17 protein-coding genes are annotated in these 20,565 nt (G+C 73.1%); 11 read left to right on the top strand and 6 right to left on the bottom strand.

What is annotated here, in order from left to right; translation table 11 throughout:
* Nucleotides 1–4: 4 nt before the first annotated feature.
* The 4 genes from IE247_RS25225 (at nucleotide 5) to IE247_RS25210 (ending at nucleotide 6,336) form a co-directional block, all read left to right on the top strand.
* Nucleotides 5–1,894, top strand: a complete 1,890-nt coding sequence (locus tag IE247_RS25225) for a hypothetical protein (protein ID WP_190125564.1) — start codon at nucleotides 5–7, stop codon at nucleotides 1,892–1,894.
* A complete protein-coding gene (locus IE247_RS25220; protein ID WP_190125563.1) occupies nucleotides 1,891–3,864 on the top strand; it encodes a TOMM precursor leader peptide-binding protein in 1,974 nt (657 codons plus the stop codon). The genes IE247_RS25225 and IE247_RS25220 overlap by 4 nt, the downstream gene beginning before the upstream one ends.
* A 106-nt stretch (nucleotides 3,865–3,970) precedes the next feature.
* Nucleotides 3,971–5,713 carry a thiopeptide-type bacteriocin biosynthesis protein gene (locus IE247_RS25215; protein WP_190125562.1) on the top strand — a complete coding sequence of 581 codons (1,743 nt, stop codon included), beginning with the start codon at nucleotides 3,971–3,973 and terminating at the stop codon, nucleotides 5,711–5,713.
* 62 nt (nucleotides 5,714–5,775) lie between these two features.
* The gene (locus tag IE247_RS25210; protein ID WP_190125561.1) at nucleotides 5,776–6,336 is read left to right on the top strand and encodes a GNAT family N-acetyltransferase; all 561 of its coding nucleotides are present in this window, start codon (nucleotides 5,776–5,778) and stop codon (nucleotides 6,334–6,336) included.
* 18 nt (nucleotides 6,337–6,354) lie between these two features.
* Here IE247_RS25210 and IE247_RS25205 read toward each other — a convergent pair whose 3' ends face one another.
* Entirely contained in the window at nucleotides 6,355–6,879 is a 525-nt protein-coding gene (locus tag IE247_RS25205) for a P-loop nucleotide/nucleoside kinase family protein (RefSeq protein ID WP_190125560.1), read from the bottom strand.
* Nucleotides 6,880–6,976: 97 nt separating this feature from the next.
* On the opposite strand from IE247_RS25205, the gene IE247_RS25200 reads away from it, so the two are divergent.
* Entirely contained in the window at nucleotides 6,977–8,551 is a 1,575-nt protein-coding gene (locus IE247_RS25200; protein ID WP_190125559.1) for a serine protease, read from the top strand.
* A 46-nt stretch (nucleotides 8,552–8,597) separates the two neighbouring features.
* Here IE247_RS25200 and IE247_RS25195 read toward each other — a convergent pair whose 3' ends face one another.
* Together IE247_RS25195 and IE247_RS25190 are read right to left on the bottom strand one after the other, a co-directional pair.
* Entirely contained in the window at nucleotides 8,598–8,903 is a 306-nt protein-coding gene (locus tag IE247_RS25195; RefSeq protein WP_190125558.1) for a hypothetical protein, read from the bottom strand.
* 165 nt (nucleotides 8,904–9,068) lie between these two features.
* Nucleotides 9,069–10,094 carry an endonuclease/exonuclease/phosphatase family protein gene (locus IE247_RS25190; RefSeq protein ID WP_190125557.1) on the bottom strand — a complete coding sequence of 342 codons (1,026 nt, stop codon included), beginning with the start codon at nucleotides 10,092–10,094 and terminating at the stop codon, nucleotides 9,069–9,071.
* 197 nt (nucleotides 10,095–10,291) lie between these two features.
* Between IE247_RS25190 and IE247_RS25185 the strand changes: the two genes are divergently transcribed.
* Entirely contained in the window at nucleotides 10,292–10,723 is a 432-nt protein-coding gene (locus IE247_RS25185; protein ID WP_190125556.1) for a PPOX class F420-dependent oxidoreductase, read from the top strand.
* A 67-nt stretch (nucleotides 10,724–10,790) separates the two neighbouring features.
* On the opposite strand, the gene IE247_RS25180 is transcribed toward IE247_RS25185, so the two are convergent.
* Complete coding sequence (locus IE247_RS25180) at nucleotides 10,791–12,236, bottom strand: glyceraldehyde-3-phosphate dehydrogenase (protein ID WP_190125555.1); 1,446 nt, start codon at nucleotides 12,234–12,236, stop codon at nucleotides 10,791–10,793.
* Nucleotides 12,237–12,922: 686 nt separating this feature from the next.
* Between IE247_RS25180 and IE247_RS25175 the strand changes: the two genes are divergently transcribed.
* Entirely contained in the window at nucleotides 12,923–13,126 is a 204-nt protein-coding gene (locus IE247_RS25175; RefSeq protein ID WP_190125554.1) for a cold-shock protein, read from the top strand.
* A gap of 327 nt (nucleotides 13,127–13,453) precedes the next feature.
* On the top strand, nucleotides 13,454–13,969 hold the full coding sequence (locus IE247_RS25170) for a lytic polysaccharide monooxygenase auxiliary activity family 9 protein (protein WP_190125553.1): 516 nt from the start codon (nucleotides 13,454–13,456) through the stop codon (nucleotides 13,967–13,969).
* 181 nt (nucleotides 13,970–14,150) lie between these two features.
* Here IE247_RS25170 and IE247_RS25165 read toward each other — a convergent pair whose 3' ends face one another.
* On the bottom strand, nucleotides 14,151–14,729 hold the full coding sequence (locus tag IE247_RS25165; RefSeq protein ID WP_190125552.1) for a hypothetical protein: 579 nt from the start codon (nucleotides 14,727–14,729) through the stop codon (nucleotides 14,151–14,153).
* Between the two features lie 763 nt (nucleotides 14,730–15,492).
* Between IE247_RS25165 and IE247_RS25160 the strand changes: the two genes are divergently transcribed.
* Nucleotides 15,493–16,596, top strand: a complete 1,104-nt coding sequence (locus IE247_RS25160) for a type III polyketide synthase (protein ID WP_190125551.1) — start codon at nucleotides 15,493–15,495, stop codon at nucleotides 16,594–16,596.
* 58 nt (nucleotides 16,597–16,654) lie between these two features.
* Here the strand turns inward: IE247_RS25160 and IE247_RS25155 are convergent, their stop codons facing one another.
* Nucleotides 16,655–17,806: a serine hydrolase domain-containing protein gene (locus IE247_RS25155; protein WP_190125550.1), complete on the bottom strand. Its 1,152-nt coding sequence runs from the start codon at nucleotides 17,804–17,806 to the stop codon at nucleotides 16,655–16,657.
* Between the two features lie 255 nt (nucleotides 17,807–18,061).
* On the opposite strand from IE247_RS25155, the gene IE247_RS25150 reads away from it, so the two are divergent.
* On the top strand, nucleotides 18,062–19,561 hold the full coding sequence (locus tag IE247_RS25150) for a S41 family peptidase (protein WP_190125549.1): 1,500 nt from the start codon (nucleotides 18,062–18,064) through the stop codon (nucleotides 19,559–19,561).
* A 221-nt stretch (nucleotides 19,562–19,782) separates the two neighbouring features.
* Nucleotides 19,783–20,433: a fasciclin domain-containing protein gene (locus tag IE247_RS25145; RefSeq protein WP_190125548.1), complete on the top strand. Its 651-nt coding sequence runs from the start codon at nucleotides 19,783–19,785 to the stop codon at nucleotides 20,431–20,433.
* The last annotated feature ends 132 nt before the right edge of the window (nucleotides 20,434–20,565 follow it).

The following is a 20,565-nucleotide window of genomic DNA, read 5'->3' as shown; positions in this document are numbered from 1 at the left end:
ACATATGAGCGGCCGTCAGTCGGCGACGAGCGCCCCCGCGCCGCCGGACGCACCGGACGCACCGGACGCGCTGGACTCCCTGCGGCACCGGCGGCTGCGGCCCGGGGTCACGGCGACCGTGCTCAGGGACGGGGTGCATCTGCGGGGCTGGATCACGAGCGTCTCGCTGGAGGGCAGCCCCGCGCTCCCCGCGCTGTGGGAGCACCTGGCCGAGGCGCTCGCGACGGACGGCGGTAGGGCCCTGGCGGGCGCGGTCCCGGCCGGTTCACCGCTGCGGGCGGCCCTGGTCTCCCTGATCGACCGGCTGAGTGAGCACGATCTGCTGGTCGAGCGGGGCGGGCACGACGGCGGCGGACTCGCCGGCGGACTCGCGGGGCAGTGGCTGGACACGGTCGCCGACCGGCCCGCACAGGCGGCGGCCCGCCTCGCCGGGACCCGGGCGCGGGTGCTCGGCACCCGGCCCGACGGGGCGTTCGCCCGCGCCGCCGGGCGGGCTCTGGACCACGGCGGCACCGGGGCCGAGCGGGCCCGGGAGGAGCTGCCGGACGGCCGGCTCCTGCTGGTCGCGTCCCTGCCCGACGGCGAACTCGCCGTGTCCGCCGGGGTGTACGCGGGCTTCGGGTTCGTCACCCCCGTGGGCAGCCCGCGGCAGGCGCGGGCGGATGCGGCGGCTCTCGCCGAACGGCTTGGCCGGGTCTCGCGGACCGGAGGGCTCGGGGAGCCCGGGGAGCACCCGGCGCTGACCGCGCTCGTGGCCGCCTCGGCGGCGCAGCGTCTGCTGTGCGCCGCCGCCGGGCTGCCCGATCCGTCCGCCGAGGCGGGCGGCGCCCGGCTGCTGCCGGACCGGCCCGCCGCGCTCGTCGCGGGCGAACGGCCGCTGCGGGGCGAGTACCGGACCTGGCTGGGGCCGGACCTCGTGGACGCGGACCGGGCCCTCCCCGGCGCGGTCCCCCGGACCCTGGCCGATGCGCTGGCCCGGATCCCGGTGCTCGGCGACGGCGAGCTGGGCGTGCTGGACGCGCCCTCCCCCGGCGCGCTGCCGCAGCTCCCCGTGGCCCTGGTCCGCTGCGCGACGCCGGAGGGCGGACTGCTCTCCGGAGCGGCGCGGGCGGACCTCGCCCGGCTCGACGCGGTGTGCCGCGCCGCCGAACTGCGCCTGGGGGGCGCGGGCCTGGATCTCGTCGTCGGAGCCGGCCCCGGGCACGCGCGCGGCCGGGCCCTGCGCCGGGCCGCGGGCCATCGGGACGCGGCGGGCCGGACACCCGTCGAAGCCCCGGCCGGACCGCCCGGCCGTCCGGTGGCGTGGCGACCGCGGGGCACGGTCCATCCGCAGGCGCGGCACTGGTGGTCCGTGCTGGTCCGGCGGCTCGGCGTGGACGCGGAGGCGGAGGTGTCCCGTATCGCCGTGGACCCCGGCGCGTTCCGTGCCGTGGTGCGCGGGCGTACGGTCGCGGGCGGTCCGCCGCGTGTCCTCGGCACGGCCGTGGAGGCGACGGCGGACGACGCGGTGGCCTATGCCGCGCTGTCGGCGGCGGTCCGGATCCAGTCGGAGGCGAACGCCCCGGACCTCCGGTTCCTCACGCTGCCCAGCGGCGCCTCGGCCATGCTCGGCGCGGCCTCGGAGCGGGCCCCGTGGGAGGACGCGGGCTGGACGACGGCCTGGCTCGGGGAGACGGCCGGCCGGGAGGGATACCTCCAGGACGCGCTGGCCGGGGCGACCGGGCGCTCCCCGCGCCCGTGGGAGCCCGCGCCCGGCACGCCCGCGCGCCCGGTGTGGTCCGCGCTGCGGCAGTGCGGCTTCTCGGTTCTCTCCCTGGCCCCGGCCCCCGGCCGGGACCGGACCGGCGGCACGTCACGGCCCATGCCCAACACCCCCGTGGAAGGACCCCGGTGACCTCAGCGGATCTGCTCCGGCACGCCCTGGCCGAACGGCATCCGGTCGTTCTCGGCGCACCGGAGGCCCTGCGCCTGACCGGGGGAAGCGCCCTCGTGCTCCTCGACGAGTGGAGTCTCGGCACGGCGGCGGAGCTGTCCCGCCACGCGCTGCGGCACCCGGTGACCCTCGTCCCCGTCCGGAGCGACGGGGCGATCACCGTGGTGGGGCCCGTGCTGCGGCCCGGCGCGCGCGGGTGCCTGTCCTGCGGCGAGTACCGGCGGCTGGCGACCATCGGCGGCCGGGCCCCCTGGAACAGCCCGGGACTCCGGCTCGCGGGCCGGCCGTCGCCCGCCTTCCTCGACGCCGTCGGTGTGCTGGCCGCCGAACTGCTCGCGGACGGAACGCCGTCGGAACCGCACGCGGGGCCGGACACGGGGCCGGAATCGGACGCGGGCGCGGGAGCGGTGGTGCATGTCGTCCACAGCGGCCGGGCCACCTGGTCGACCCATGAGTTCCGGCCCGTGGGCGGCTGTCCGGTGTGCCTGCCGCTGCCGCCCGACGGGGCCGAGGCCGCCGAGGCCGCCATCGGCCCGGAGGCACGCCGTCTGCCGAGGCCCCCGCACGACCCCGCGACACTGCGCGAGCCCAACGCGCGCACGGGCGCGGCGGGTCTGCGCGCCGAGCTGTTCGACGAGCGGTTCGGGCCGGTCAACCAGATTCTGCGGACCGAGGAGTCCGTGCACAGCCTGACGAGCGCGTACGTCACCTTCGGCCGCCACGGGCGCGACGGCGGCTACGGGCGGAGCCTCGACTTCGACGGCAGCGAGCGCGTCGCGCTCTTCGAGGCGGCCGAACGCCTCGCGTCGATGAGCCCGACCGGCCTGCGGACCGTGCTGCGCGCGCCCTACGCCGAGCTGGGGCCCGAGCGGGCGGTGGATCCGGTACGGCTCGGTCTGCCGGACCCCGTGCACCACGGCCATCCGGCGTCCGCGACCGTCCCGTACACCCCGGAACTCCCCCTGGAGTGGGTGCACGGCTGGTCCCTGACCCACGATCGGCCCATGGCGGTGCCCGAGCACGTCGCCTACTGGGACCCGAGCCCGGGCAGACCCCGGGTGGTGTACGAGTGCTCCAACGGCTGCGGTCTGGGCAACAGCCCCCAGGAGGCGGCGCTGTACGGCCTGTTCGAGGTCGCCGAGCGGGACGCGTTCCTGATGGCCTGGTACGCGCGCACCCCGCTGCGCCGACTCGCCCCGCCCGCCGACGACCCGGAAGTGGCCCATCTGACCGACCGCGCGGCGCTCGCGGGGTACCGGGTGACCCTGTTCGACGCCACCAACGACCTGGGCGTGCCCGTGGTGCTGGCCGTCGCCCTGCACCGGGGCGAACCCCCCACGGCCCCGCAGGCGTTCGTCGCCGCCGGAGGGCATCATGATCCGCGCGCGGCGATCCGCTCCGCCGTCGCCGAGGTCGTGACCAATGTGATCAACGCCGTGCACCGGCACCGCGCCGAACCGGAGCTGTACGACCGGCGGCGGCTGCTGCCCATGCTGGAGCGGCCCGAGCTGGTCCTGACGCTGTCGGACCATGTGGCCGTGAACACCCTGCCCGAGGCGCGGTCCCGGCTGGACTTCCTCCACGGGGACGGCGACCGGGGCGGTCCGGCGGCCGACTGGCGCGAGATCTGGCCCGGCGCGCCCGAACCGGTGCCGGATCTCACCTCGCTCCTGGAGCGGACGGTGGACCGGCTGGCCGGACTGGGGCTGGAGGTCGTCGTCGTCCCCCAGGACGAGCCCGGCGTCCGGGACCGGCTCGGTCTGCGTACCGTCAAGGTCGTCGTCCCCGGGTCCCTGCCCATGACCTTCGGGCACGTCAACCGGCGCACCCTGGGGCTCCCCCGGCTCCTTGAGACGCCGTACCGGCTGGGCCGGGCGGACCGGGTGCTCCGCCACGACGAACTCTCCCCGCACCCGCACCCGTTCCCCTGAGCCACCGGCTCCCCGTACCCCGTACCCCCCCGTACTCCCGACTCCCGTGCCCCCCCTTCCGTGACGCGCCGAGCGACCAGGACACTCAGTGACGGACCCCATCGTTGTGACGACAGAACCCCCGGCGCGGCCCGGGGACGGCCCGGCGGGCGGCCCGGACGGCTGGCTGAGCCTCCACTGCTTCCTGCGGTCCGCCCCCGAGGACAACGACGCCTTCCTCCACGAGGAGCTGGCCCCGCTGCTCGACGGGCTCGTCGCCCGGGGCGGGGCCACCGGCTGGTTCTACATCCGCTACGACGAGGGCGGACCCCATCTGCGCGTCCGGGTGCGGGGAGCCGACCCGGCCGAGGCCGCGGCGCTGCCGGGGACGCTGACGCGGATGGCGGGACGACTGGCGGTCGCCGACGGCCCGCCGCCGCCGGAGCGGGCGGACGGGAGCCTTCCGGAGCGGCGCGCGCGGCATGCCGAGGTCCGCCCGGAGCCGTACGTCCCGGAGACCGCGCGGTACGGCGGGCCGGACGCCCTGCCGGTGGCGGAGGAGGTGTTCATGCTCTCCAGCCGGGTGGCGGTGCGAGCCCTGGCCGGAGCGCCGCGCGGCAGTGCGCGGCTCGCCCTCGCCGTCGATCTCGCCCACACCACGGCCCTCGCCTGCGGCATGGACCCGCTGGCGGCGGCGCGGTGGCTGCGGCGGCACGCGGCGGGCTGGCGATGGGCCGAGGATGTCCCGCTGCTCGCCCCCCATCACATCCACACCAAGGTCAACCTCGTCTACACGCTCCAGCGCGAGGCCCTCGCCGCCCGCGCGGAGTCGGTACGGCGGGGGCTGGACGAGGGCACGGCCCCCGCCCCGCTGCTGGACTGGTACCACGGCGTCCGGGCCGCCGACGAGACGCTGAGGTCCCTCGCGCCCTCCGCGGACCGTCCCCGGGTGTGGGCCTCCCAGCTGCACATGCTGTTCAACCGGCTGGGAACCGCGCCCGACGAGGAGCGGGCCGTGTGCCGTCTCGCCGCGCGGACGCTCCTCGACCGGGGCGAGGACGCCTCGTACTTCCCCGCCGGGCATCTCTCCCCCGACCGGCAGTATCTGGAGCGGAGCAAGTTCCACCTCGGACGCGAACAGGACTCGGCGGCCCGCGAGCTGCCGCCCTCCCTCTTCGGGCCCGCACCCGGCGACGACGTCCAGGACCGGACCGAGATCCCCCTCGCCGCCGATCCGCTCCCCGACACGGGTCTGCGTACGGTGATGACGGGCCGGGTCTCCCGGCGCGGCGCGCTGTCGGGCCCGCTGGACGCGAGGACGCTCGGCACCCTGCTGTGGGGGGCGCACTCCTCCGGGCACACCTCGGTGCAGCGGCTCGCGGACGGGAGCGAGCGGCTGATGCGCCACCGCCCGTATCCGAGCGCCGGGGCCCTCTACACCGCCGGCATCCGGCTGATCGCCCTGGACGTCGACGGTCTGCCCCCGGGCACCTACCAGTGTCTGCCGGACCGGCGGTCCCTGCGGCTCATCGGCCCCGCGCCCACCTCCCAGGAGGTCGGCTCGCTCTCCTCCTATCTCTCCCGACCCCCCGGCGACCCCGACGGCATCACCCCCGACGGGCTCCCGGTGCTCCTCGGGCTGTACGCGAACCTCGGCCTGCTCCGGGAGCGCTACGGTCTGCGCGCCCTGCGCCTCGGCCTCCTGGAGACGGGCCATCTCGCGCAGTCCCTCCTCCTCGCGGCCACCGCGCTGGACCTCGCCACCACCCCGCTCGGCGGCTTCCGCGACGACCTGGCCCACGAGGTGTTCGGACTGGACGACCTGGACCGGCCCCTTCAGTACCTGCTGCCGATGGGCCGCGCCCGGTAGGCCGTGCGCGAGCACTCGATTATTCGGTGGAGGTATCCGGCTCCGGTGGCGAGGATCGCGGCATGACCGTCTTCCTGGAGACCGAACGTCTCGTACTGCGCCCGTTCACCGAGGCCGACGCCGACCGCCTTCTCGCCCTGGACAACGACCCCGACGTCATGCGCTTCATCAACGGGGGCCGGCCGACGACCCCGGCCGAGATCCGGACGCACACCCTGCCCCGGCTCCTCCTCGACCACCCCCGCACCGGGTCCCGCGGCTACTGGGCCGCCCTGGAGAAGGCCACCGGAACCTTCCTGGGCTGGTTCGAATTCCGCCCCCTGGACGACCCCGGCCCCGCCGCCGTCGAACTCGGCTACCGGCTCAACAAAGCCGCCTGGGGCCGCGGATACGCCACCGAGGGTTCGCGGGCCCTGATCCACAAGGGATTCACCGACCTCGGGGTGGAGCGGGTGACGGCGAACACCATGGCGGTCAACGCGGGGTCCCGCCGGGTGATGGAGAAGTCGGGCCTGTCGTTCCTCCGGAACTTCACCGGCGACTGGCCCGACGTGATCGAGGGCTCCGAACACGGCGAGGTCGAGTACGAACTCACCCGGGAGCGGTGGGAGCGATGCCGGTAGGCGGCCAGGCGCCGACGGCTACGCGCTCCCGACCCTCGTCATGATGATCTCCGCGACCCCGGACGGGGGGATCCCGGTGGTGTCGACGACTTCGGCCTCCCGGCGGAGCCAGGGCAGGGATCGCTGATACTCCGGCAGATGGTCGAGACGCCACTGGCGGGCGCTGACGCTCTCCGGCACCGTGTCGGTCTCGATGCGGTTCACCAGCGTGTCCCGGTCGGTGTCCAGCAGGAAGTGGTGCACCGGGATGCCGGCCGCCGCCAGGCCCGTACGGATCTCCTGCCAGTACCGCTCGACCAGAACGGTCTGGGTGACCACCAGGGTGCCGCCGACATGGTCGAGCACCTGCCGCGCGGTCTCCACCACCAGGCCCCGCCAGGGCGGGAAGTCCTGGAAGTCCCGCTCGGGCACGCCCAGTACATGCCACAGCATCTCCCCGACCTTCTCGGCGTCGAAGAGTCTGGAGTCCGGGATCCGGGAGGTCAGCTCTTTCGCGGTGGTGGTCTTGCCCGCGCCGAAAGTTCCGTTCAGCCAAATGATCACGTCTCCGACCCTACGCGGACCGCCCGCTCCCCGGCTGGCGTTCGGCCGGTGTGATCCAGTTCACGGAACTCGGGTGCTCCTGAGGGCAGTGCACATCATGACCATTCCTTCCGCACCCCGCCGGAGCGTCCTGCGCGCCCTGGCCGTCAGCGTCGCCCTCGTCGGCGGCGCGATCCCCGCCTCGGGCACGGCGGCCTCCGCCTCCGCCGAGCGGCCCGAGACGTACACCCTGACGATCAACCATCTCGACCGCACCGGCCGCGCCACGGCGGACTACATCACCGGCGTCCACGGCCTCTCGGGGCCGAACGCGGGCACGTCCGTCAAACCGCACGACGCGTCCGGCACCACCGTGGTCCGGCTGCCCCGGGGGCGGTACGCCCTGGACAGCACGCTCCACAAGAGCGAGCCGGTGGACGGCATCGACTGGATCGTCCAGCCGCGCCTCGACCTCGACCGCGACACCACGGTCACCGTCGACGCGCGGACCACCGCCGCCGTCGACGTCCGCCCTCCCGACCGTGCCGCGAAGCTCTATGTCGGCATGATGGTGGCCGAGATCACCCACAACGGCGTCACCCACCACCCCAATGTCTCCACCGGCGGCGCGGAACTGCGCGTCGCCCACCTCGGCCCCGCGGCGGAACCGGGTTCGGTGCGGCAGTGGTTCGACGGCCACTGGGAGGCCGGGAACGGCGTCTACTCCCTCGGCTACACCTTCACCGGCGACCGCGCACTGACCGGCCTCACCCGGCGCCCCGCCCGGCGGGACCTGGCCACCGTCCGCGTGGACGCGGCCGCCACGCCGGGCACGAGCGGGTACGCCAATGTCTTCGTGACACCGAGCGGCGGACCGACCGTCGGATACGGCGGCACCGTCAAGACCCCTGGCACATCGACCCACTTCGTGACACCGGAGCGCGGCACCTGGGACTTCATGTACGTGACCCGGGACGCGTCCGGCGCGACGGCCAGGAGCTACCACGCCGACGGGGTCCGTGTGCGCGCGGGCGAGACCACCAAACTCACCTTCGACAACGCCGTCTTCGGCCCCGACCTCACCGGCCGCCCCGGCGCGGTGCGCGAAGGCCGCCGGATCGCGGTGGACCTCCCACTGCTCGCCGACGGCGAGGGCCGCGCCTCCACCGATCAGGCCCCGGACGAGACCGCCTCGTTCACCCTGCACCGCGACGGTGTGCCCGTCGCACCGGAGGCGAGCACTCCGGGGCGGGCCGCCTTCACCGTGCCCCCGGGGCGCGCCGCCTATCGCCTGACCGGCACGGCCCGGCGCACCGGTGCTCCCGGCACCGCCACCCGGGTGACCTCGGCATGGACCTTCGCCTCCGCCGCCACGGCCGGCCCGACGCCGCTTCCGCTGAGCGCGGTCCGCTTCTCCCCCGGGCTGAGCCTGACCGGGACCGCTCCCGCCGGCGCGGCCCTGCGGATCCCGGTCACCGTCCAGGGCGCCGCCGCAAACGGCCGCACCCGCTCCCTCACGGTCTCCGCGTCCACGGACGGCGGTGCCACCTGGACCCGGCTCCCTGTCACCCGGGGTGCCGTCACCTTCCGCAACCCGCGCGCGGACACCGGTGTCTCGCTGCGCGCCGAGCTGACCGACACCGACGGGAACACCCTCACCCAGACCATCGTCGACGCCTACCGCACCCGATGACCGCCGCCGCTTCCCGCCCGTGCGGCGGGAAGCGGCGCCGACGGCGCTACTCCCCGGCGTCCTCGGCGGGGCCCCCGGCGGCGCGCTGTTCCCTGCGGGCCCGGGTGCGGGCGATCCGGGCCGCGGCCACGATCCGCAGGCCCTCCTCACGCTCCCGGGCGTATCCCATCGGTTCCACGACATGGGAGCAGAGACCGCACACATAGCCCCCGTTCGGTCCGGTGAGCGCCCGGACCTGCAAGCATCTGTCGCACCGGACGTACTGGTACGCCTGGTGCTTGACGGCCGGTTCGGGGTCCCGGCCCGTCGCACAGGTCCCGCAGACCCAGTCCCCGCCGGGGCCCTGTCGCATCGCCCCACCGCAGCGCGGGCAATTCGTGACCATGAAACACCGCATCCCGTCGCCGTTCGCCGTCGCCCTCGGGCACGTTCTACGGACGAGACGGTACCGACTGCGGTCTCCGACCACCATGGCCGACGCGGTCGGCTCCGGCGGTTCGGAGAGCGTCAGAGAGCGTCAGAGGGCGAAGGAGGCGGTCACGGGGAGGTGGTCGCTGGCGGTGGCGGGCAGGGTCCGCGCGGAGACCGGGCGAAGTCCGCGGGCGAGGATGTGGTCGATGCGCGCCAGGGGCATCCGCGCGGGCCAGGTGAAGCCGAAGCCGTCGCCCGCCGTCTCCTGGGCCGCCTTCATCCCGCGCAGCACGGGCGCGAGCCCCCGGTCCGCCGCCGTTCCGTTGAAATCGCCGACGAGAAGGGTCCGTTCCGACCGTTCCCGGTCGACGGCTCGCGCGAGAAGCCGGGCCGCGGCGTCACGGCGGTCGGTGGTGAAGCCGGACATCGGGGTGACCCGGACCGATGCCAGATGGGCGACAAAGACGGTGACATCGCCCTTCGGCGTGCTGAGCGTCGCTCTCAGGGCGCGGGGCCACGGCATGATGTCCACGGGTTCCGCGCCGGTCATCGCGTAGGTGCTCCAGAGACCGACCCCGCCCTGGACCGTGTGATGGCGGTAGCGGGGAGGGAGGGCCTCGTGGAACGTCTCCCGGGCCTCGGGGGAGAGTTCCTGCACCGCGATCACCTGGGCGCCCGTGTCCGCGAGCCTGCGGGCGGCGCCCGCCGGGTCGGGGTTGTCCGCGCCGATGTTGTGGCTGACCACGATCAGCTCCCCGCCCTTCTCCCCTTTGTCGACGAGTGAGCCGCCGAACAGATACAGCCAGGCCAGCGCGGGAAGAGTGACGGCGGCGAGCGCGACCTTGGAGCGCCGGAACAGCGCGAGCAGGAGCAGCGGCGGGATCGCCAGGCCGGACCAGGGCAGAAACGTCTCGACGAGACTGCCGGACCGGTGGCTCCCATTGGGGATCAGGGGATGGGCGATCAGGGCGGCCGCGTACAGCGCGGCCAGTACCGCCGTGCGTACGCCCCTGCGCCGGCCTGTCCCCGGCGGCGCGTCGGGGCCGTCCGCGCCGGTGGGCGGTACGGGGTGCTCGTCCTGGATCACGGAGGGACCGGCGGCGGGCGGATCGTGGTCGTGCTGGGCGTGCATGGCTGTGCCTCCGGAAGGGAACGAGCGTGCGGGAACGCACACATCGGTCACCCTCCGGGAGCGGTGTGTCGGCGTCGCGGAGGCCGTTCGTCGGATGCCGCTCGGCCGGGTATCCGTCGTGTATCGGGGCGGTCCCGGCGGCTCCCCCGTATGGCGGCACCCGGAATACGCGGCGGGGGAGGCGGGTTGGGGCCGACATGGCAGACACAGATTTCGATCCGCACGCGCTGCTCGCGCGCAGCCGACTCGGTGTGCTCGCGACGATCAAGTCCGACGGCCGGCCCCAGCTCTCTCCGGTCATGCCCTCGTACGACCGGGGCGCGGGCGTCATCCGGGTGTCCATGAGCGAGGGGACCGCGAAGGTCGCCAATCTGCGCCGGGACGCACGGGCCTCGCTGGAGGCGACCAGCGAGGACGGCAAATCGTGGGCGACCGCCGAGGGGACGGCCACACTCGTGGGGCCGGGGACCGATCCGCGGGGCCCCGAGGTCCAGGCGCTGGTGGACTACTACCGCGCCGCCGCCGGCGAGCATCCGGACTGGGAGGAGTACCGCTCGGTCATGGTGTCCGACCGCCGGGTGCTGCTGACCATGACGGTGGACAAGGTGTACGGCGCGAAGATCGGCTGAAGGGGCTGAAAAGGCTGTGGGGCGGGCCGGCCGGGGAGCGCCCGGCCGGCCCGCCTGCCCTATGGGATCAGGCCACCGGGGCCGGGTAGGTCGGGTACTCCACCCCGGACACGTGCTGGACGACACGGATGACCTGGCAGGAGTAGCCGAACTCGTTGTCGTACCAGAGGTAGAGGATCGCGTCGTCGCCCTCGACCTTGGTCGCTCCCGCGTCGACGATCGAGGCGTGGCGCGAGCCGATGAAGTCGCTGGAGACCGCGTCGGGGGCGCTGATGAAGTCGATCTGGCGCTTGAGCGGGGAGGTCAGCGAGACATCGCGGAGGTGGTCGAGGACTTCCTCACGGGTGGTCTCGCGGGCGAGCCGCAGGCTGAGGATCGCGATCGAGACGTCGGGCACGGGGACGCGGATCGAGCTGCCGGTGATCCTCGCGTCGAGGTCGGGGAGCGCCTTGGCGACGGCGGAGGCCGCGCCGGTCTCGGTGATGACCATGTTGAGCGGCGCGGAGCGGCCCCGGCGGTCGGACGGGTGGTAGTTGTCCAGCAGGTTCTGGTCGTTGGTGAACGAGTGGACGGTCTCCACATGGCCGCGCAGCACGCCGAACTCGTCCGCCATCGCCTTCAGCGGCGGGACGATCGCGTTGGTGGTGCAGGAGGCGCAGGAGAGGATCTGCTCGTCCGGCTTGATCATGTCGTGGTTGACGCCGTGGACGACATTGGGGACGTCGCCCTTGCCGGGCGCGGTCAGGACGACCTTGTCGATGCCGGGGCGGAGGTGCTTGGAGAGCCCCTCGCGGTCGCGCCACCTGCCGGTGTTGTCGATGAGGATGGCGTTCTTGATGCCGTACTCGGTGTAGTCCACCGCCGTGGGGTCGTCGGAGTAGATCACCGTGATCTCGTGACCATTGGCGATGATCCTGTTGTTCGCCTCGTCGACGGTGATCGTGCCCTGGAACTGCCCGTGGATGGAGTCCCGGCGCAGCAGTGAGGCGCGCTTGACGAGATCCTGGCCGGCGCCCTTGCGGACGACGATGGCGCGCAGCCGCAGGCCGTTGCCGGAGCCGGCCTTCTCGATGAGCAGACGGGCGAGGAGGCGGCCGATGCGGCCGAAGCCGTAGAGGACGACATCGCGGGACTCGCGGCGCTCGATCTTGTTGTCGCCCGTGGCGCCGGCGACGGTCTCGGCGGTGAACTCCTCGACCGGCAGACCCCGGTCGTCGGTCTTGTACAGCGCGGCGAGCATGCCGATGTCGATCTGGGAGGGGCCGAGATCGAGCGTGGTGAGGGCCTTCAGGAACGGCATCGTGTCGGTGACCGAGAGTTCCTCGCCGGCGATCTGCCGGGCGAACCGGTGGGTCTTGAGGATGCTGACCACTGACTTGTTCACCAGGGAGCGGCTGTGCAGCAGGACCGTGACGTCCCGCTCCCGGTGGAGCTTCCCGATGATCGGGATCATCGACTCCGCGATCTCTTCGCGGTTCTTCCAGTTGGTGAACGAGTCCTCGTTGACAGTCACAGGATTCTCTTTCGAGCTAGGCGGCGCTCATATGCTAACCCCACGCTACTTCGGCCATTCAAACGGTGTGCCACCACCCCCTCGCACACCGCGCCCGAGAGGTGCTCAACACCTTGAAACAGCAGGTCAAAGAGGGTTTCCCAGAATCGCGGGCGTCGGCCAACCCGCCTTGCGGGCATGACCGATGAACTCTTTCCAGACAACCGAACGGCGGGTTCCGCAGGACATCGAGCCCGGCGGACCCGCCCGTCTTCACCGCCCGCCCTCGCCACCGGCCCCGCCGTTCGACCGGGTTCGCGCGACCGCACTCGGCGTACGAACTCTGCGTGAGCGCCGGGACACACGCGATCAGCGGCGATTTCCGGCCGGTGCCACCCGGGGGGAACCCGGTGAGCTGGACGAATACCGGCCGAGCCGGCCCATCGGCGGCGGGCGGCGCGGGCGGCCCATGATCACTGTCGGCAGCCGGTCCCCCGCCCCCGGCGGCCGACCCGTGTCCGCCGCCCCGGGAGCCGAGCGCCCACTCGATCGACAGGAGGTCGAATTTCGGCCATGAGATGCGTTCGGGTGTCCGAGTTCCCCGTATCGCCATCGGTGGCCGAACTCGTACCTTCCGTGATGTGCGCTGATCAGGAGCGGTCCCGTACCCGCTTCGAGGCGTCCGGCACCTCCGAAAGGGAAGCAGCATGGCTACAGGCACAGTGAAGTGGTTCAACGCGGACAAGGGCTTCGGCTTCATCCAGCAGGACGACGGCGGCCCGGACGTCTTCGTGCACTTCTCCGCCATCCAGGCCCAGGGCTACAAGTCCCTCAACGAGGCCGATCAGGTCTCGTACGAGGTCGCACAGGGCCCGAAGGGCCCCCAGGCGGAGAACGTCACCGTGCGATAGCCCGGCGTTCCCGCGCTTCCGGTCCGGCCCGGCGTGATCCTCGGCGATCGCACCGGGCCGGACCGGTTTTTCATGACGGCACCCACCCCTTCGGGCGGGGTGACCGGCGTTCGGCGACCGGCACCCCGAAGGAATGGCGGCTTCCGATCTATTTGACCGTGACCTGACAAGGGTATGGTCCAGACCAAGGGTCGATACGACTTCGCCGTCACACCCACGGCCGCCGGTACCCCCAGAACGCCGGCCGCCGCTCGGCGAAGCGCGTGTCACCGCCCTCGGCGAGGCCCGGCAGGAGCCGCGGGGCCTCCACAGCTGAAGGAGCTGGACATGAACGGGAAGAAAAAGCTGGCCTTCGTCATCGGCGCGGGAATCGCACCCCTTCTCGCCGTGAGCCTGCCGGCAAGCTCGGCCAGTGCTCACGGCTATATCTCCTCCCCTCCCAGCCGACAGGCCCAGTGCGCCGCCGGCACCGTCCCCTGCGGACCCATCAAGTACGAACCCCAGAGCGTGGAAGGACCCAAGGGCCTGCGCAGCTGTAGCGGCGGGCAGTCCCTCTTCTCCGAGCTCGACAACGACGGCAAGGGATGGAAGGTGACCCCCGTCAGCGGTACGACCACCTTCAACTGGCGTCTGACCGCGCGGCACGCCACCAGCACCTGGCAGTACTACGCCGGCGGCCAGAAGATCGCGGAGTTCAACGACGGGGGCGCCCGGCCCGGTGCGACCGTGTCGCACCAGGTCGACTTCGGCGGCCTCAGCGGCCGGCAGAAGGTGCTCGCCGTGTGGAACATCGCCGACACTCCCAACGCCTTCTACGCCTGCGTGGACGTCGACGTCCGCTGATCCGGCGGCAGTAGGGCGAGCAGGCCGGCACGGAAACGTGTGACGACCGCGGTGGGCGTGCCGTCGCCCACCGCGGTTCCGTGCTTTCGGGGGCTCCGGCACCGGCCGTTCAGGCCGTCCGGCCGTTCAGGCTGTTCCCGCCGTTCCCGCCGGACGGGCGCGCGGGTGGAGTGAGGCGGCCTCAGCGCCGGATGCTGTAGTGGGTGATGCGGGACCGGGCGTCCTCCTCGGCGAGGCCGAGGGCCTTGCCGACGACGCTCCAGGGGATCTCGTCGGCCTCCGCGGCGTAGGCGGCGACCCGGCCGACGCGGTGGGTGGTGCGCTCCAGCGCGGCGACGGCCTTCAGCGCGGCCAGCGGCGCGTCGTCCGCGAGGGCGCTCAGCTGCTGCTCCAGCCGCTCCAGGAGATCGGCGAGCCCGACGGGCAGCGGCACCGAGCGGGACTCGACATCGGCGAGGTGCAGCCGCCAGTCGCGGTGCGGGCCCGAGAGGTCGAAGTCGTCCGGGTCGGCGTCGTCCACCTGGGACCAGTCGAGCGGATAGAGGGATGTGCCGCGCCAGCCGCACGAGCACGAGCCGCGCACCCGGTCCGCCTTCGGCGCTCCCAGCGTGCCGTCGTAGGCCCACCACTCGCTGGTGCTGTGCGCATTGGCGCCGCTGCCGCTGTCGATGTACACCGGTTTGGGCTCGCTGCCGTCGGGCAGGACCGCGCCCGCCCGGCCCTCGTGGGACGACCCGTACTCCTCCAACTGCCACCCCATGGCTTCTCCTTGTCTCCGGTCGGGTGCGGGCAGGACGCGACAGGGACCGCCGCGGACGCCGCGCCTGAGCGAGAGAATGCCCGATTCCACCGGCCGCGAGCCGGCGCATGCGCAGACCGGTCATGACTCTGGCGCGATCCGCGGCCCTCCTCCTCTCCCCCCCCGGGGGGGGGCGGTCGGCGCGTACGGCCGCCCTTCGAGCATCCGGTGCGGCGGAGAGCGCCGCGGTGCGTACGAGGCCGAGAGCCGCCGACTGGCCGGAACCAGGAGCGAAGGCGGACGGCGCGCGGTGGCCCTCTTCACCGTCCTACACACGGCGCGAGACGGAGAGCGCCTACGGTTCCAAGGCGAGGCGGCGCACCAGGCACGGTCTGCTGTGTTTTCTCATCCGCTGACGCCGATATTCACCATTCGGCCCGCCCGGCGGGAAGCTCGTTCCACACACCGAAGAGCCGGACCGCGCCTCTTCGAGGGCTGTTCGGAGGGCAAGAGCCGATCAGTTTGAGACATTCGTTGATCGTTCATCAAGCGCGATGATCCGCCCCCGGGCCTCGGCCGGGGCATGACGCCGGGGCCGCGTCCGAAAGTTGATCTTGTCGCGAAACCGTCCGGGTACTCATGATTCCCCGTAAAGGTATTGACAGGCGCATGACCGTTCACACGGTCGTGCGCCCGCGCTTGGAGTCACGTCGCGGGCCCGCCCCCTCCGGTCCCGCGATCCCCCCACACTCATCACGCCAAGCCCCTGGAAGGGAAGATCACCTTGTCAGCGACACACCCCCCGGCGCGCGGAACGAGCACGCATGTCGCGATCACCCGCCCCGCCGTCGTCGTACCCGAGCATGTGGTGACACAGGACGAGATCGTCACCGCGCTCGGCGAACTCTTCGCCGACGTTCCCCATGTCGAACGCGGACTGAGCCTGATACGCAGCACCACGGTGGAGACCCGGCGGCTGGTGGCCGGGCTTGAGGAGATCTTCTCCGAGCGCTCCTTCGGCGTCCGCAACGCGTCCTACGCCGAGGAGGTCGTCCGGCTCGGCTCGGAGGCCGCCCGGCGGGCGCTCGACGCGGCGGGCGTCGCGGCGGCGGAGGTGGATCATCTGGTGTTCGTCTCCTGCACGGGCTACGCGCTGCCCGGGCCCGACGCCTACATCGCCCAGGAGATCGGCTGCCGGCCGACGATGCGCCGGACGCCGATCCAGCAGCTGGGCTGCGCGGCCGGGGTGTCCGCCATGGCGGAGGCGTTCAACTTCCTCCAGGCCTACCCGGACGCGACCGTCCTCGCCGTCGCCGCCGAGCTGAGTTCCCTCTCGTTCCAGCCGGACGAGTCCACCCTGAGCGACTTCATCTCCAACGGGATCTTCGGCGACGGCGCGGCGGCCGCCGTGTTCCGCCGTGCCGACGCCGCTTCCACCGGATTCCATATGTGGGGCGTCAGACAGCATCTCCTCCCCGCGTCGCAGTCGGTGATAGCCGGGCAGACCACTGAGCGGGGGTTCCACTTCAAGACCGATCCGCGCGTTCGCAACACCGTGCCGAAGGTGATACCCGAAATAGAGTCCTTCCTCGCGGAGTTCGGCACAAAACCCGGTGACCTGGGGTTCTGCGTCTCCCACACGGGCGGCCCGCTGATCATGGACGGTGTGGAGAAGGGCCTCTCCCTTCCGGACGGCGCGCTGCGGCACAGCCGGGAGAGCATGGCGCGGATCGGCAACACGTCGAGCGTCTCCGTGTTCGACGTCCTCAGACGTCACCATGACGACGGATCGCCCGAGCACGCGTCGCCCGGCCTCGTCGTCGCGTTCGGCCCCGGCTTCACGACCGAGATGGTCGTGGGCGCGTGGAACGAGGGAACCGGGGTGTGACACACCCCCCGCCGGGGCGGGGCCGCGTCACGCGGCCCCGCCCCGGCGCCTGTCCGGCTCACGCGGTGGCCGAGGGGACCGGCTCGGGCCGGAGGAGCGCGGGGAAGCCGAAGCGCAGACCGACGCGCTCTCCCTGGGCGTGCGCGTCGGTGCCGGTGACCGAGTAGACGACCGTACGGGAGAGGTCCCGGGTGGCGACGAAGGCGGAGTTGTAGCCGGGGCGGGCCCCGGTCTTGCCCCAGGCCTCGACGCCGCCGACCATGAAACGCTGCATTCCGGCGGTCCGGCTCGCGCCCGGGATGCCCGGGGGGACCGTGAACATCTCGCTCAGCTGCTTCCGCGGCACGACCCTGGCGCGGAAGAGCGCCGTCATCAGCCGTTCCAGATCGTCGACGGTCGAGATCATGTCCCCCGCCGCCCAGCGGTCCGCCACATTCCACTCGGTCACATCCACATGCTCCCCGCCGACCAGCTGATATCCCCGGTTGTGCGGGCCGCGCAGCCTCGGATCGCCGCCGGGGAACGAGGTGTGCCGCATACCGGCCGGCCCGAGGACGTACCGGGCCGCCCCCTCCTCGTACGACCGTCCGGTCACTTCCTCGACCAGCATGGCGAGGATCGTGTAGTTGACGTTCAGATAGTGCTGTCGGGCGCCGGGGCGGAACTCCGGCCCCTTCGCCACTCCGGAGGCAACCACCTCCCGCGGGTCGAGCGTGTCGAAGCGGTGGGCGTACCGCTCCTCCCAGGATTCGCCGAAGCCGACGTCGCCGGGCTGGATGCCGCTGGTGTGGTTGAGCAACTGCCGTACGGATACGGGCTCGAAGGCCGGTGTGAGCAGATCCGGCAGATAGTGCTTCACCGGCCGGCCGAGGTCGATCGCGCCGTCGGCGGCGAGGCGCAGCACCAGGGCGGCCGTCACGACCTTGGTCACCGAGCCGGCGCGGAACCGGCCGTGGGCGAGGGCCGGGCCCGGCCGTCGGACGTCCCGTACTCCGGCGCTCCCCTCCCAGCGGCCGTCCCGGCCGCCGGCCCGTACCACCGCGCTCGTCGCCTCCCCGTCCGGGAGTCCGGCCAGCGCCGCCCGCAGCGCCTCGGCCTGCGGATGTCCGCCGCCGGGTGCGCTCCCCCGCCGGGGCACGGCCGCCGCGGGTGCGGCGGAGAGCGCGAGAGCGGCGGCCGCGGACGCCGCGAGCACCGTTCGGCGGTTCATCGGGTTGACGTTCATCGGGGGCTGGCCTTTCTGCCGGGTGAGGCGGACCACCTCATCCTCACGCTCCCCCGGCCGCCCCGAATCCTCATCGAGGAGGGCCTCGCCCCCGAACTCCGGCGGCCGGGTCCCAGGCGAACCCTTAAGGGTGCCAACTCGATCCGTACGGCTACCGGTTGACGCTTCGCGCACCGCTGGGAGGACGCGGCGGGCGGGCCGTGCCGGGGACGATGAGGGCCGACCGATCGAGGGAGAGACATGGTGACATCAGTGACGCCGGCCGGGCGCGGCGGGCCCGGCCGCCGCAGATCCGGCCGCCGGGCCGGGCGGGGCGTGTTCATGGCGGCGGGGACCGCTCTCGCGCTGGCCGGCTCGGTGGGCACGGCCGCCGCCGCGCCGCCGGTCCCGGAGACCCGGTCGGCGGGCCGGGCGGGCGGCCCCGCCGACGGGGTGTGGGAGGTGGACGGCTACGGCATGAGCGTCGTGATCGCGGACGGGGTGCTGCGCGGCTGGGACACCACGGCCATCAGCTGTCTCCCCGGCACGACCGCCCGCCAGACGGGCCGTCCGGGCCCCGGCGGCACGGTCCGGTTCGAGGTGGACGGCATCGTTCTGACCGTACGGCCCGGGCCGGGCGACCGCGCGTCCCTGAGCCTGGACGCCGCGGTGGACACCCGGCGGATGCGCCGTGTCGAGGCCCTGCCGGAGCGGTGCGGCCGGGCGCCGGAGAAGGATCCGGTGGCCACGTTCGACGTCTTCTGGCAGACCTTCGAGGAGAATTACGCGTTCTTCGCCGCCCGGGGGGTCGACTGGGACGCGGCCCGGGCGAAGTACCGGCCCAGGGTCCACGCCGGGACGTCTCCCGGCGAACTGTTCGACATTCTCAGCGAGATGGTCACCCCGCTGCGGGACGGGCATGTCGCGCTGGCCGCGAACACCCCCGAGCTGACCCGCTTCTTCCAGACCGGACGGCCCGGGACGGCCGATCCCAGCAAGGAGTACGACGATCTGGTCAAGGAGTTCGTCGAGCGCCGCGATCTGGGCGGGAAGCCGCTGCGCGAGTACGCCAACGGCGCGATCGGCTACGCGGACCTGCCCGGCGGCATCGGCTATCTGCGGATCAGCCGCTTCGTCGCGTACACCGCCGGGGCCCCCGCGTACGCCGCCGACTCCCCCGAACTCGCTCGGGTCCTGGACCGGATCATCACCCGGGCGCGCACCTCGGGGCCGGGGGCGTGGCGCGGGCTGATCGTGGACGTACGGGTCAACGGAGGCGGGTTCGACGGGCTCGGGCTCCAGATCGCGTCCCGGCTGACGGACCGTCCGTACGCGGCCTTCGCCAAGCAGGCGCGGAACGATCCGCACGACGACACGCGGTTCACCCGGCGGCAGACCCTGCGGGTGAAGCCGGCCGCGGGCGTGCCCCGGTACACCGGTCCGGTGGCGCTGCTCACCGGTGGGGCGACGGTCAGCGCCGGGGAGACCTTCACCCAGGCGCTGTCCGAGCGGCCCTCGCCGACGACTCGTATCGGGGAGAACACCCAGGGGATCTTCTCCGACACCCTGGGGCGCTCGCTGCCCAACGGCTGGCAGTTCGCGCTCTCCAACGAGAAGTACACCAACCCTCGCGGGTTCTCCTTCGAGGGGCCGGGCATTCCTCCGCATCTGGCCACCCCGGTCTTCACCAAGGAGGAGTTCGCCGCCGACCGCGACAGCGCCTTCGACCGGGCGAGGAAGCTGCTCGGCCGACGGCCCTGACCCGGAGGGGCGGGGGCGTCAACGCGGGGGCGTCAACGCGGGGCCGGTCGCCACCTGATCGGACGATCGACCAATCCGTCCGGGCGGCGGCTCCGAATGCCGGGTGAAAGCAGGTTCCGCTCGTCCGGGATCCACGGCCCGAGAGGTCGGGGGTCCCTCCCGGCCCGGTGCCGGGGCGTGCGGTCCCGCCGTTGAGCCCGATCACCCTCATGGAGTCTTCGATGAATGCCCTTCGCTTCCGCCGCACCGCCGCAGCCGTCGCCGCCGCGGCCGTTCTGCCGTTCACCCTGGCGGCCTGCTCAGACTCGGGGAAGGACACGGCCGCCTCCGAGTCCGCCTCGGACGACGCGGGGGCGCGGGAGTCGAAGGCGGTGGAGGAGGACGCCGCGGTGGCCGCGGACAAGCCGTTCGGGACGGCGTGCCAGTCCGTCCCGAAGGAGGGCTCCGGTTCGTTCGACGGCATGGCCAAGGACCCCGTCGCCACCGCCGCCTCGAACAACCCGGCGCTGTCCACCCTGGTCACGGCGGTCAAGAAGGCCGGGCTCGTGGACACCCTCAACAACGCCGAGGGCATCACCGTCTTCGCGCCCACCAACGACGCGTTCGCGAAGATCCCGAAGGCCGACCTGGACAAGGTCCTCGCGGACAAGGACCTGCTGACGAAGGTTCTCACCTACCACGTGGTGGGCGAGACCCTCGCGCCCGAGCAGCTGAGGAGCGGTTCCTTCGAGACGCTCCAGAAGGGGATGATCACCACGGCCGGCGCGGACGAGGCGTACACGGTGAACGAGAGCGCGAAGGTCGTCTGCGGCAATGTCACGACGGCCAACGCCACGGTCCACATCGTCGACACCGTCCTGATGCCCAAGTAGGCGCGCCGAGGGGCGAAGAGCCCCGGGGCGGGGAGCCCGTAGAGCGCACCGGAGGGCGGGCACCCCGGGGGGGGCGGCCCCCCCCGGGGCCCGGCCTCGCCCCCCTGCTCGGGGGGCGCGGGGGCGGAGTCG

This window comes from Streptomyces inusitatus (assembly GCF_014651115.1).
Taxonomy (GTDB): domain Bacteria; phylum Actinomycetota; class Actinomycetes; order Streptomycetales; family Streptomycetaceae; genus Streptomyces; species Streptomyces amakusaensis.
Note: the sequence above shows the minus strand (reverse complement) of the source record. Positions and strands in the feature narration are given on the sequence as shown.